The following is a 14478-nucleotide window of genomic DNA, read 5'->3' as shown; positions in this document are numbered from 1 at the left end:
GCAACTAAGCGTACATATCACACCGGAAAACACCCTCTTTTATTTGCTTATCTAGACAACCCTTCTTGGTATCACAGTCCACAGGCACTTCTATGAGCAGTAGACCGACAAAAACCTGCATAAGTCAGTAAACGTTTAGTCATCCACAAGCAAAAGTTGTAAATGATAACTCGCAAATAGGGTATCACTAGCTGCTTGCTTGAGGTCATAGCAAATAGACAAGCATTTAGTCTCAGCTAACCACTGATAAGTGTGAGTAACCGTCTCAAATGTTTGTAAACCTAAAGGCGTTGCGATAGTATAGGGCCAGGTCTGATTTTTCCCAAATCGCATAACAGTCTTAGGACTAGTGTAACGCGTCATAATCATCTCAGAGGCGTTGCATTTTATCAAGACAGTCTCATCTTCGGCATTTTTATACGTCACATACCAATAAGCACCCTTTTGGGTGAGCTGACAAGAATAGGCCTCAACGATTTCTTCAGTTTCTTGACCTATTTGGATGCGATTGCGCAGTTGTAATTTCATCTCTTCCCACTTCTAAGCTTTTTTGTATCTGGCTTATTTTACCAATTTCCTGCTTTTTTAGCAATTTTTCCTCAGAAATTTTGGTATAATAATCATATGAATGAAAAAGTTTTTCGTGATCCCGTCCACAATTATATCCATGTCAATCACCAGCTCATCTATGACTTGATTAACACTAAAGAATTTCAGCGTCTACGACGCATTAAACAAGTGCCTACAACAGCTTTTACATTTCACGGTGCCGAACATAGCCGATTTTCACACTGCCTTGGTGTCTATGAAATTGCCCGCCGCGTTACTGAAATATTTGAGGAAAAATACCCCAAACTCTGGGATCCAGCAGAAACGTTAGTAACAATGACAGCTGGCCTGCTCCATGACATTGGGCACGGAGCGTATTCTCATACTTTTGAAAAATTATTTGACACTGACCACGAAGTCATGACCCAGGAAATCATCTGTAGTCCTGAAACAGAAATTAATGCTGTCTTAACACGGTTTGCCCCTGATTTTCCCAATAAAGTTGCCAGTGTCATCAATCATACTTATTCTAATAAACAGGTTATCCAACTCATCTCCAGTCAAATTGACTGTGATCGCATGGATTATCTCTTGCGGGACTCTTACTTCTCAGCAGCCAACTATGGCCAATTTGACCTGATGCGGATCTTACGCGTGATTCGTCCTGTGGAAAATGGCATCGCATTTGATCGTTCTGGCATGCACGCCGTTGAAGATTATATTGTCAGCCGCTTCCAAATGTACATGCAGGTCTATTTTCATCCAGCTAGTCGCGGTGTTGAGCTGATTTTACAGAACCTCTTAAAACGAGCTAAGTGTCTCTATCAAAACAATAGTAGCTATTTTGAAAAAACAGCGCCGCTTTTACTACCTTTTATGCAAAATGAATTTCAACTAGCTGACTATCTAGCCTTAGATGATGGTGTCCTAAATACCTATTTCCAGACTTGGATGACCAGCTCTGATGCCATTTTAGCCGACTTAGCTAGTCGCTTTATTAATCGTAAAATCTTAAAATCAATCACCTTTGATGAAGCAGATACCGCAGCTCTTGCCAAGTTACGCCAATTGGTTGAAGCCGTTGGTTTTGATCCTGACTATTATACTGGTATCCATGTTAATTTTGATTTACCTTACGATGTTTATCGCCCAGAAATAGCTAATCCACGGACCCAGATTGAAATGCTCCAAACAGATGGCCAACTAGCTGAGCTATCTCAGCTTTCACCTATCGTCCAATCTTTGACTGGAACCAATTATGGTGATCGCCGCTTTTATTTTCCCAAAGAAATGCTGCAAGCAGAAGATCTCTTTGCTGCAACCAAGCTAAAGTTTCAAGCCAATATAAAAAACGAGCACTTCCAGCCCCAATCAGAACTCTTCATTTAAAAATGAAGGGTTTTTTCTTCTTGGAAAAACGCTTACATCCCACAAAAAGGGTTTTATTCTCTGTCTTTCATGACAAATACCTCGATTTTTAGTAAGATAAGATGTGGATGCTTTTACCTCGTATTTTTTATGAGACAAGGAGAATATAATGTCAATCAAACTTGTTGCCGTTGATATTGACGGCACCTTAGTGACAGACAGTCGTTTAATCACAGACGATGTTTACCAAGCTGTTCAAGAAGCCAAAGCACAAGATGTCAAAATTGTCATTGCAACTGGCCGGCCAATCGCTGGTGTTAAGCAACTATTGACCGATTTAAATTTACAAAATACCGGCGATTATGTTATTACCTTTAACGGCGGATTGGTGCAAGAAACAGCTACCGGCAATGAAATTGTTTCAGAAAAGCTAGACTATCAAGACTATCTGACACTGGAATACCTCAGCCGCAAGATCGGCCTACACATGCACGCTATCACCAAAGAAGGCATTTATACTGCTAATCGTAATATTGGCCACTACACAGTTCACGAAGCAACCCTTGTTGGCATGCCCATTTTTTATCGCACCCCAGAAGAAATGGTTGATAAAGATATTGTCAAAATCATGATGATTGATGAACCAGAGGTCCTAGACAAGGGCATCAGTCAAATTCCTGAGGAATTGTACGACCACTATAACATTGTCAAGTCTACTCCCTTTTACCTAGAATTTATGAAAAAATCAGTTAGTAAAGGGGCGGCCATTAGGCACCTGGCTGCAAAACTAGGCATTGCAATGGAAGATACCATGGCCATTGGTGATGCCGAAAATGACCGCGCCATGTTAGAAGTTGTTGGCAATCCTGTGGTCATGGAAAATGGCGTCCCAGAATTAAAGCAAATTGCCAAATATATTACCAAGTCAAATAACGACAGTGGCGTGGCTTACGCTATCCGTCAATGGGTGTTAAAATAATATGTATACTTATAAAATTGGAATATCAGCCCAAGAACATGATGCTTTTGTGGCCTCCCACCCACAAAGTAATCTTCTCCAAAGTTCCAACTGGGCTATCATCAAGGACAATTGGAGCAACCAACGGATTGGTTTTTACGAAAATGACCACTTAGTGGCCACCGCTTCGCTTTTAATCAAGTCCCTACCTGCTGGCTTTACCATGATTTACATTCCAAGAGGGCCAATCATGGATTACACCAGCTATGAGTTGGTGGCTTTTGTCATCTCCACTTTAAAAGCTTACGGCCGCAAGCAGCATGCCCTATTTATCAAATGTGATCCTCTTTTGCACTTAAAACAATACCCAGCTGGAACACCTGAGGAAAACCAAGAAGAAAATGAATTGAACCTTTCTATCGTCACATTTCTGACCAAAATTGGTGTGGAATGGAGTGGGCCGACCAAAGATTTAACCCAAACAATCCAACCCCGTGTTCAGGCTAACTTGTATGCGCAAGCTTTTTCTCTTGATAACCTACCAAAGAAAACAAAACAAGCGATCCGCTCCGCCAAAAACAAGGGTGTTGAGGTGATTTATGGTGGGGAAGAATTACTTGAAGATTTTGCTGCGCTGATGGCCAAAACGCAAGAGCGCAAAAGCATTCATCTGCGAGGCATTGATTACTATCGGAAATTATTAGCGACTTACCCTAATCAGTCCTACATCACCATGGCCCAGCTCAATTTACCACAGCGCTTAGCCGAGCTCGAGACACAAATTAGCAAATTGGAACAAACCAAAGCTACCTTTACAGAAAATACACGTGTCACAAAAGTCAAGGATGTCAATCGCCAGCTAGAACGCTTAAATCATGAAGTTGATTTTATTAACTCAGCCCGCAAAGACGGCAAAAGTGTCGTTCCTTTAGCTGCTACCTTGTCACTGATCTTTGGCGACACCTCAGAGAATCTCTATGCAGGGATGGATGATAGCTACCGCCAATATCAAGCCCCCTTGCTAACCTGGTATGAAACTGCCAAGGAAGCTTTTCGACGGGGCTGCGCTTGGCAAAATATGGGTGGTGTTGAAAACAACCTAGACGGTGGTCTTTATCAATTCAAAGCACGCTTAAATCCAATGATTGAAGAATTCGCTGGTGAGTTTACGATTCCTGTTAGTCCGCTTCATAAGCCGGCCATGCTGGCCTACTCTATTAGAAAACAAATGAGGAGTAAACATTCATGACATTAGTACATTTAAGTGACGACCAATTTGAAGCACATGCTAATGCTGTCTCAGAACGCTACTTCGAACAATCCGATGGCATGGCTAAGCTCCTGCGCAAAAGAGGCTATGAGGTCGAACTCCTAGGCTACAAAGATCCAGCAGGGCAATTACAAGTCTCTAGTCTCATCTACAGCACCCCTGTTGCAGGCGGCCTTCATGCCGAGATTCATTTTGGACCCATTTTTAATGACATTAGCTTTCTCAAGCCCTTTCTTTTAGAATTAAAAGGCTACATGACTCGTAAAAAAGTTATGGAAGTGGAAATTAAACCCTATCAAGCTTATCAATACTTTGATGATCATGGTAAACCTACCTCCCAACCCCATCTAGAGATTCAGCAGATTTTTGAAGAGGCAGGTTACCACTATCAAGGCTTAACTAATGGTATGGAAATCGGTGATTGGCACTATCTCAAGTCACTTGAAGGCTTGACAGAAAAAGATCTCTTGAAATCCTTCAGCAAAAAAGGCAAACCCTTGGTCAAAAAAGCCAAGAGTTTTGGGACTAAAATTCGACACTTGCAGCGCGAAGAATTAGCGATCCTTAAGGAAATCACCACTGCTACTTCTAATCGCAGGGACTATAATGATAAACCACTAGAATATTATCAATACCTTTATGATAGCTTTGGTGATCAGGCCCAGTTTCTTGTAGCTACGCTCAATTTTAAAGACTATTACCAAAATCTCGAACGTGACCAGGCTAAGCTCAAGCAAAAACTGACCAAACTAGAGGCCGCCCTACAAGACAACCCTACCTCGGAAAAGAAAAACAACCAATATAAGGAATTTTCTAGTCAATACCAAACCTTCGAAACGCGTAAGGCCGAGGCCCAAACCTTCATTGACAAGTATCAGGATCAAGACGTTGTGCTTTGCGGAGCCGTTTTCTTATTTACCAAGCAAGAAGCGGTTTATTTCTTTAGTGGGTCCTACCCTGAATTTAATAAATTTTATGCTCCGGCTGTCTTACAAGAGCATATCATGCTTGAAGCCATTCGTCGTGGTATCCCCACCTATAATTTATTGGGAATTGCCGGTGATTTTGACGGTAGTGATGGCGTTTTAGGCTTTAAGCAAAACTTTAATGGCTATATTACTCGTCATTATGGCAAATTTACCTTTTATCCCAACCCCTTTAAATACAAACTGATTAAGGGCCTCAAAAAACTCTTAAGACGAACCTAGCATCAAAACGCTCCCAAACCCAGAGCAACTGATGGCAAAAGGACCAGAAACCTAGGTAAAACTAAGTGTTGCTGGTCCTTTTTAATTGCTCGCAAACTAGAAAGACTAAAACAATGTAACCATCGCTTTTTGCCTGAAGAAAGTCTAGACAAAAACTTGCTCATCTGATGAAGAATCTCATGAAAAGAAGAACTGACCACCTGCAGTGAGCAGCTAAACGTGGCATTTAGCATAAAAGCCGACCAGATGCATTCTCTCACAGGCTTAGTTTGGCATTTCCCCCCACCACTTCGCTGATAAGGGCCTGGGCCCACAAGCTTTCTTCGTTTAGACATTCTTTACTATTTAGCTCTACGAAATTGACTAAGCCATAAAAAAAAACGAACCCCATCGTTTTTTATGTTGTGATATGCACCTCTTTTACTGGACTAATCCAGTGAAAGAGTGACATAGCAGTTGAACAGAATTCGATAGGGTTCGCCTTTTTAAGTTGTCTGTCCAATTGTTGTCCCAGACACTACTTATTTGTTATTTATTAAAGTCTAATAAAGCTAAGAAGCTTTCAGCATCAAGAGAGGCACCACCAACTAAAGCACCATCAACATCAGGGCAAGCCATGTATGATGCTACATTTTCTGGTTTTACAGAACCACCATATTGGACACGAACTTTGTCTGCAACTTCTTGACCAAAGTCTGCTGCCACAACATCACGTACTGCCTTACACATATTTTGAGCGTCATCTTGGGTAGCTGATTTGCCTGTGCCAATTGCCCAGATGGGTTCGTAAGCTAAAACAAGTGAAGCCACTTGCTCTGCTGATAAGCCTTTCAAAGCTGCTGATACTTGGCCGCCAACAAATTCAGCTGCCTTACCAGCTTCATAAGTTTCAAGGGATTCCCCACAACAAATAATTGGAGTCATACCATTGCGGAAGATAGCATGGGCTTTTTTGTTGATGTCTTCATCAGTTTCGTGGAAATAGTCACGACGTTCTGAGTGACCAATCACCACATAATCCACACCCATTTCGTTTAAGACTTTTGGACTTGTTTCCCCAGTGAAGGCACCGGCATCTTCAAAATAGCAGTTTTGCGCAGCTACTTTAAGGTCGCTATCTTTTGCAAACCATAGCAAAGCATTAAGGTCAACCGCTGGTGCTGCGATTGCTGCTTCTACTTGGCCATCAGTTGGTAATTTACCAGCTAAACCCTCAACAAAAGCTTGTGTTTCTTGAGGATTTTTATTCATTTTCCAGTTGCCGGCAATAATTGGTTTACGTGACATTTCACATACCTCTTCTCTTTTTAGTTACTCCTTTATTTTACCATATTTTACCTCTAATGAAAAGTTTCACGAGAAATGTAAAGGCTTTACTTAATGTCATAAAGGACCAAGCAGATATGTCTTTGCAAGGCTAGAATTTCTAGCAAAGCTCCCAAATATCAAGGTAGACTAGGCCTTAGCAACTAGAGCCTGACTGACTATGTGTGTCATCTATCTGAGACCTTCTTCTCCTAGCAGCTTAAGCTTGGGGCTGCTTAGTATTATTTGGACTTACTTTGTTGCCAGATGTTTTGTCCGGTAGACAAGGTGTATAAGCCTAAAAGCTGGTACCCTTCTTGATGGTCTTCGTTAGGCTTTGGAACAAGGATAGCTTTGCCTGCAGCATTGACCGTAACAATGTGTTTTTTCATACCAACAACACCATCAGTGTCCGAATCAGTTACATATAGCGCCTCTAGCTCTCCGCAGGCATCAAATGCAGCTCCCCATATATTAATCACATGATTAGGACTCTCACCGAAGGACGCATGAGATAGCGCAAGCGCCTTCCCGCTTTCTAGTTCATTCTTAATGAGGTCACTAATTTGTGCTAGAGTTTGGTCCTTGAGCTCATGACTAGCAGTTAATAAATGAGCCTGATTCCCCCTGTTAAAGACATGTTCAAAAAAACCGCCCCGCGGGTCTCGCGTATCAGGGTTGGTACTACCTTTAGATACGTCAGTTGCTTTTGTATCGCCTAACTTCATGCGGTAGCCGTTTATAAACATATCCAGAACCTGAGTGGGCATTACCCCCAATTTTTGAGTGGAAAAATTATGGAAGGCTTTTTTCTTAAAATAAGTAAACAGCTCACTGTTGATGTGATCATTCTTTGTCGTAATCACCTTATTTAAATCCAACATCTCTTTTCCATGAAAGAATAGTTTACGTTTTTCTGGGTACTTATTTAAATAGCTGTTAATTTCAGTTTTATTTTGATCAAACCACCAATGGAGCATATTGCCCGCTGTAGCTGCTCCACATAACAAGGTAGCTCCTCCTCTATTGGTCGTTTTGCTAATGTCATACCAACCTTGATTAGGATGATAAGGGGCATGTAAGCCATCTTTAGTGTAGATAAATTGCTCAGGGGCCAGAGGCGTCACCCCTTTTGTCCATATTAGGGTTATATTTGTAGCTCTCAAACGATTATAGGTTACAGAAGGGCTTCGTTCAGAAGATTCTGCAAAAATAGTATTGAGGCGCACTGGAGCAACAAGGATAATAGTTGTAAAGATCCCAACTAACAGAGTTCGCCAGCTGTTTGAGTAACCATTCTTAATCATAAAGAAAGCCCCCTTAACATTTACTGTATTTTATCATAAAATTACACTTTAACTATAATAAAATAATAATAAACTGACAATATTATTTTTTAAGCAGCTGCTTACTTTTAGACCAGGAGAGGACAGATCAGGACAAAACAAGACAAATCGTATCATCAAAAGCAGGTAGCCTACTTTACAGAAACTGTCACGAATATTGGGAAGAAAATGAATCTCTCTATCAGTCCAGGGCCACAATGATAAGCAGTTTTTACCCAGGAGGCACAGTCCAGCACAGAGCGTCTGTGTCGGCGTTGCTGCCCTCAAACAAAGAGTAACAGAGGATGAGAAGGCAGCTAATAGCTTGGCACTTTGTCCCACATCCAAAGGTCAGCCAAAAGGCTAGCCTTGTACTCCACCTCAACATGAGATTTTTTGGCTAACTTTTGAGGTGTCTTTTTCTGAAGGCAAAAAAAGAAGTTCACAAGGAACTTCTTGAGTTGTCTGACTCTAATTGTTATTCTGGGAACTCAAATGACATTAAGCTTCGATTTCTGAAACGATACCTGAACCAACAGTACGGCCACCTTCACGAATTGAGAAAGTAGTACCTTGTTCTACGGCGATTGGGTGAATCAACTCAACATCGATTGTTACGTTATCACCAGGCATAACCATTTCTGTACCTGCAGGAAGTTCGATTGAACCTGTTACGTCAGTTGTACGGAAGTAGAATTGTGGACGGTAGTTGTTAAAGAATGGTGTATGACGTCCACCTTCGTCTTTAGAAAGGATGTATACTTCACCTTTAAATTTAGTGTGTGGGTTGATTGAACCTGGTTTTGCGATAACTTGTCCACGTTCAACTTCGTCACGTTGGATACCACGTAGAAGAATACCTACGTTGTCTCCAGCAAGACCTTCGTCAAGTTGTTTACGGAACATTTCAACACCAGTAACAACAGCTTTTTTCTTGTCTTCTTTGATACCAACGATTTCAATTTCGTCGTTGACACGAACAGTACCACGGTCAATACGTCCTGAAGCAACGGTACCACGTCCAGTGATAGAGAATACGTCTTCGACTGGAAGAAGCAATGGTTTGTCAGTGTCGCGTTCTGGTTCTGGAATGTAGTCATCAACAATGTTCATCAAGTCCATGATGATGTCTTCATATTTGCTGTCACCTTCAAGAGCTTTAAGTGCTGAACCTTGAACAACAGGAAGATCGTCACCTGGGAAGTCGTATTCTGAAAGAAGGTCACGGATTTCCATTTCAACCAATTCAAGCAATTCTTCGTCATCAACTAAGTCAACTTTGTTCATGAAGACGATAAGGTGTTTAACACCAACTTGGCGTGAAAGAAGGATGTGCTCACGTGTTTGTGGCATTGGTCCGTCAGTTGATGCAACAACAAGGATAGCTCCGTCCATTTGAGCGGCACCAGTGATCATGTTTTTAACGTAGTCCGCGTGTCCTGGTGCATCGATATGAGCGTAGTGACGTTTTTCAGTTTCATACTCAACGTGTGCAGTGTTAATAGTGATACCGCGTTCGCGTTCTTCTGGAGCAGCATCGATAGAAGCGTAGTCTTTTGGTTGGTTAACTGCGCTTGGAAGACGACGTGCAAGAACAGTTGTAATTGCAGCTGTCAAAGTTGTTTTACCGTGGTCAACGTGTCCAATTGTACCAATATTAACGTGGGGTTTACTACGATCGTATTTTTCTTTTGCCATTTAGGAAAAGCCTCCAATAAAATATATTTTATAGATAGACAGTAGGCAATACAGTCTAACTTTACCTTACTATTGTAGCAAATTGTACTGAAATTGCAAGCATTTTATGCTTATAGGCCTATCTTTACTTGATAAAGTAAAGATAGACTGACAGTTAGCCCCAGTCTTTAGACCTTGGCTTCTCCAACCACGAAATGACGTGGCCTCTATTGTTGAGTACCTTGGATAAATAACCGCAAACTCTGTGCAGAATCACAGTTAGCAAAACCAGTAATCGCCTGTCAAATCTGCTTTAGTGGATTGAGTGGTTAGTCTACTGGGTCTACTAGTGATAGAGACATTCCTTAAAAAACAAGGATAAAAGAGATAGACCTGCATTCTTTTTTGATTTTCAAAAGTTAGCTGATCACTAACTTAAAAGCCTTGAGAAAGTACTTTCTCAAGGCTTTGTCTGCAAATCAAAACGAGACTTTGCTATCATTGGAAATGGTGGTTATTTGTACTGATCAAAATGAACGATATTGGTATCTGGGTCTTGTTTACGGCTTTCTTTTTTATAGGTTAGTTCTGCTTCTTTCATAATATCATCACGCTTTTCATTGGCGTCAATATTAAGCACAAAGGCTATCGCTACAGATAGAACTAATAAGCTGTTTCCCCCTTGCGACAAAAATGGAAAGGTTACACCTGTTGAGGGAATCAAGCCTGAGATACCACCTATATTGACAAATACTTGCATCAATATCATGCCCGCAACACCCAGTGCCATCATGGCATTAAAAGGTTTTTTTGCCTTGATACCAACATTCATAATACGCAAAATAAGAAAGAAAACAAGGGCCAGAATCAAGGCGGCGCCAATTAAACCAAGCTCTTCAATGACAATCGAAAAAACAAAGTCTGTCTGAGCTTCTGGTAAATAGCCGCGCTTTTCAATGGAATTGCCAAGACCCATCCCAAACCAACCACCATTACTCATGGCATAATAAGAGTGAGCTAGCTGGTGTCCTGAATCTGTTACATCATGAAAGGGATTGAAAAAAGCACTGAAGCGTTTGGCCACATAACCAAAGACTGGGATTTTAGCTACTCGATCCACCCCGATAAGGGCAATTCCTCCTAAAAAGAGAGTTGAGAGAGCCGTAATCATGACAACAATGGCTGAAAACCAACGATAGGCCACACCACTAATGGAAAACATAATGATAGCGGTCAAAACAATGATTGCAGCATTTCCTAAATCGGGCTGCGATGCTACTAACAAAATCAAAAACGTTGCAATCAAACGCCAATCCAGTAAATCTGACCGCTCCGTTGGCCACCATTTTCGCCGGGTCAACTCTTGATAGTCATACTTGGCAATTCCTTGCTGACGCTTAGAAAAGGTATTGGCTAAAAACCAGACCATAATAATTTTTAAATATTCTGCTGGCTGAAAGCTTATTGGTCCAAGTACAATCCAGCCATGGGCGCCGTTGACTTCTTTGGTCAAAAAACGAGCAATTAACAAGAGGGCAATTTCAATAATGATGACAATATTGAGAATGCCAGTATTGTTAAGAAAATTGAGCTTTAGTTTATAAATAAAGGCTATCGCAAATAAACTAACGATCCAAAACATGCCCTGGTTGATGACAGAACGAAATGGGTTCAAATGGTATTGGATTAAGCTAGCGCTGGTGGTTGAATAAACCATAATCAGGCCAACGACTGACAGAATTAGGTAAGGCAGTAAAATCGAATAATTAAGTAGATGCCTCTTATCAATTTTCATAATATCCCCTATAGCTGAAATAATCTTTAAGCATTATATCACTTTTTGCTGGCAAAAAAAAGAAAACACAGCCTTGAGGCAGACAGCCTGAAAAGGCCATGTTTTCCAGGGAATTAGCCCGAATTTCGTAATCCCGTAGCGATGCCATTAATAGTGATATGAATCAACTTTTCATAATCTTCATCCAATTCATCATGGCGCAGCCGTTTAATGAGCTCGATTTGGAGGTAATTAAGCACATTAAAATAGGGCAGGCGAAGCGCTAGGCTGTATTTCAAGGCAGGGGTCTCTGCTAACAGATCTTCTTGTCCTTCAATCGCCAAGATGACATTTTTGGTCAGCTGCCACTCATCCAAAATCGTGTGAAAGACAGTGCGGACTTCTTCTTTTTCAGCAAGTTGAGCGTAATGATAAGCAATGGTCATATTCGATTTGGATAAGACCATGTCCACATTAGCCAGCAGCGAGTGGAAAAACGGCCAAGTCTGATACATGTGCTGTAATTTAGCTAAATTACCAGCATCTTGCTTGATAAACTCTTGAAAGGCTGAGCCTACTCCATACCAACCTGGAAACATCATCCGATTTTGCGACCAAGAAAAGACCCAGGGAATCGCGCGCAGTCCACTAATGTCTGTAATTGTTTTTCGGGCTGCAGGCCGAGAACCAATATTTAAGCTTGATACTTCCTTAATAGGGCTGGCTTCAAAGAAATAGTCATAAAAATGAGGATTGTCAAAAACCAATTGGCGGTAGACCTGGTGGCTTTTTGCCACAATACCATCCATGGTAGCACGAAAATCTTCTAGCTCATCTGGGTTGGTCAACAATTGTGTAACCATCCGATTGATAGATGCTGAGAGTAACATTTCCAAATGGTAATAGGCGACGTCCTTGTGACCGTATTTATTTTCAATGATTTCGCCTTGCTCTGTCAAACGAATCCGATCTTTGATTGAGCCAAATGGCTGAGCTGTTATCGCATCATATGACGGCCCCCCGCCACGGCCCACTGTTCCGCCACGGCCATGGAAGAAAGTAATCTTAATGCCGTGCTTTTCACCAATTTGGGTTAGGTCATTTTGCGCCTTGTATAAAGTCCATCCAGAAGCAAGATAGCCTCCATCTTTGTTACTATCAGAATAGCCCAGCATAATTTCTTGATAATGGCCTTTTGAAGCAATCCAATTTTTTACAAGATCATAGGACAAAAATTCCGTCATAATGGCCCGTGAATTATCCAGATCTTCAATCGTCTCAAATAAAGGAACAATTTGGACACGGGCGGTGCGACTATCAATCAGTCCAGCTTCTTTAAGCATAATGGCAAGCTCAAAAAGATCAGATACACTTTCAGTGTGTGAAATGATGTGTTGCTTGATGATGTCTTCGCCTAATTTATCCTTTAATCGCCGAGCAGTGTGATAGATGGCCAATTCTTTTTCAAGCAAATCTGATTTGGGACCATTTGCCAAAGCTAGCGGCCGAGGATCGTCTGTCAATTGCTTAAGCAAGATTTGACATTTCTGACTCTCACTTAATTGACGATAGTTATCCACAATATTAGCTGAACGCAATAATTCGTCCACACAGGCTTCTTGCACACTTGAATCCTGGCGCATGTCAATACTAGCTAAGTAAAAACCAAAAATATCCACAGCCTGGACAAGATCAGCAAGATCACCTTTGATAAGAACATCATCACCATTAGCTTTGAGTGATTCTACAATGAGCAACAAATCCTGCTTAAACTCTGCAGCGCTGGCATAAGCAGGAAGCCGGTGCTCTTTAATGCCAGCAGCAACTTGATTGGCCGTTACTTGCACATACTCGGCAATCACAGCCGCATTGGTACTAGCCTGAACATCCAGTTGCGGCCTAGTTGTAGGAAAATTAAATTGATCATCTGTTTTTGATAATTGAATCAAGGTTTGCACTAAGCGCGAGCGGATATAGTGAAGCGCCTTGCGGTAAGCTTCATTTTCAAGGTAAACAGAATCATTATAAGATAGCTCAGCTAAATGCTTGACCTCATCACTAACCGCAGTGATGGTTGAAGACATGGAAAAACTTTGATAAAGGTTGGTCAACTGCTCAATGTAATAATTAATAATGACCTCGCTTTGGATTGTCGCTGATAAAAGTAAGGTTTCAGCAGTAACATAGGGATTGCCATCACGGTCACCGCCAATCCACATGCCCATGGTAATAGGCTTAGCCTTTGTAAGAGTGATTCCATGATGATTTGCTAAATCTTTATAGGTCTTGGTAAGATGCGTAACAGCCGGGATAAGAGAGTCATTATAATACTGCATCACATTGGTGATTTCATTTTTGACTTTTAATTTTTTCTCCCGGATAATATCTGTTTGCATGAGGATTTCGATATAACGACTCAAGTCTTCCAGCCACTTCTGTTTATTGACCACTCCAGCTTTGACATCACGATAGCGACGTAATAAGTGATGAATCGTATTGGTCAACTCTAGCACTGTCTTACGCTGCACTTGTGTAGGATGGGCTGTCAAGACAGGAACGACATTCACCTGCTCAAGCAGCTCTGTAGCTTGTTCTTTTTCGGCTACCGCATCAATACTAAGAGCCAATTTGCCCAAATAATCACGGCCCATATTGTTTTGGTAATTAATCTCATAAGCTAAATCAACATCTTCTGAGATATTAATCAAGAGCGGCAAAATCGAAAAATAGCGAGAAACAAGGACCATATCATCATTGCTCATTTCCGAGATTAAACGTTCCACTTGTCCATATTCTTGTTGCTCAGATAAGTGTACTAACTGCTGAATTTTAGCAAAGGCAGCTTCGCCTCCCATCCGAATAGTGACTTCCCCTAGCAAGTCCTTTAAGATGGCAACTTCTTCGGCAATAATTGCATGATTATGCTCATTTTCCAATTTTTTAATGGATACCATTTTTGCTCCTTTTCCTTGTTTTTCTCTTTTTATCATACCATTTTTTAACCTAAAAATAAGAATAATAAGAAAAAAGTCCTGCCTTTGCAA

At 41.2% G+C, this 14478-nt stretch carries 10 protein-coding genes; 4 read left to right on the top strand and 6 right to left on the bottom strand.

The annotated features are described in order from the left end of the window. Positions 1–135 precede the first annotated feature (135 nt). Positions 136–528, bottom strand: coding sequence for a DUF1934 domain-containing protein (locus K5J94_RS05545; protein ID WP_221912595.1), 393 nt, complete (start codon positions 526–528; stop codon positions 136–138). A gap of 96 nt (positions 529–624) precedes the next feature. Here K5J94_RS05545 and K5J94_RS05540 point away from each other — a divergent pair, with 96 nt between their 5' ends. The 4 genes from K5J94_RS05540 to K5J94_RS05525 all read left to right on the top strand — a co-directional run bounded on the left by K5J94_RS05540 (position 625) and on the right by K5J94_RS05525 (position 5353). Next, on the top strand, positions 625–1938 hold the full coding sequence (locus tag K5J94_RS05540; protein ID WP_221912594.1) for an HD domain-containing protein: 1314 nt from the start codon (positions 625–627) through the stop codon (positions 1936–1938). A 148-nt stretch (positions 1939–2086) separates the two neighbouring features. Further along, a complete protein-coding gene (gene yidA / locus K5J94_RS05535; protein WP_159545279.1) occupies positions 2087–2896 on the top strand; it encodes a sugar-phosphatase in 810 nt (269 codons plus the stop codon). A 1-nt stretch (position 2897) separates the two neighbouring features. Beyond that, positions 2898–4124, top strand: a complete 1227-nt coding sequence (locus K5J94_RS05530; protein ID WP_221912593.1) for an aminoacyltransferase — start codon at positions 2898–2900, stop codon at positions 4122–4124. Further along, the gene (locus K5J94_RS05525) at positions 4121–5353 is read left to right on the top strand and encodes an aminoacyltransferase (protein ID WP_159565040.1); all 1233 of its coding nucleotides are present in this window, start codon (positions 4121–4123) and stop codon (positions 5351–5353) included. The genes K5J94_RS05530 and K5J94_RS05525 overlap by 4 nt, the downstream gene beginning before the upstream one ends. Positions 5354–5881: 528 nt before the next feature. Here K5J94_RS05525 and tpiA read toward each other — a convergent pair. The 5 genes from tpiA to ppc form a co-directional block, all read right to left on the bottom strand. Next, on the bottom strand, positions 5882–6640 hold the full coding sequence (gene tpiA, locus K5J94_RS05520; RefSeq protein WP_159549243.1) for a triose-phosphate isomerase: 759 nt from the start codon (positions 6638–6640) through the stop codon (positions 5882–5884). Positions 6641–6900: 260 nt separating this feature from the next. Next, positions 6901–7965, bottom strand: coding sequence for an IdeS/Mac family cysteine endopeptidase (locus K5J94_RS05515; RefSeq protein ID WP_221912592.1), 1065 nt, complete (start codon positions 7963–7965; stop codon positions 6901–6903). A gap of 519 nt (positions 7966–8484) precedes the next feature. After that, positions 8485–9681 (bottom strand): elongation factor Tu, encoded by a 1197-nt coding sequence (gene tuf / locus K5J94_RS05510; protein WP_159545289.1) that lies wholly within the window; start codon positions 9679–9681, stop codon positions 8485–8487. Between the two features lie 493 nt (positions 9682–10174). Next, complete coding sequence (ftsW, locus tag K5J94_RS05505; RefSeq protein ID WP_159564238.1) at positions 10175–11455, bottom strand: cell division peptidoglycan polymerase FtsW; 1281 nt, start codon at positions 11453–11455, stop codon at positions 10175–10177. Between the two features lie 113 nt (positions 11456–11568). Beyond that, positions 11569–14388, bottom strand: coding sequence for a phosphoenolpyruvate carboxylase (gene ppc / locus K5J94_RS05500; RefSeq protein ID WP_231700342.1), 2820 nt, complete (start codon positions 14386–14388; stop codon positions 11569–11571). Between the last annotated feature and the right edge of the window lie 90 nt (positions 14389–14478).

The organism is Streptococcus halichoeri, from assembly GCF_019774635.1.
In the GTDB taxonomy this organism is placed as follows: domain Bacteria; phylum Bacillota; class Bacilli; order Lactobacillales; family Streptococcaceae; genus Streptococcus; species Streptococcus halichoeri.
This window is presented reverse-complemented; position numbering and strand designations above follow the sequence as displayed.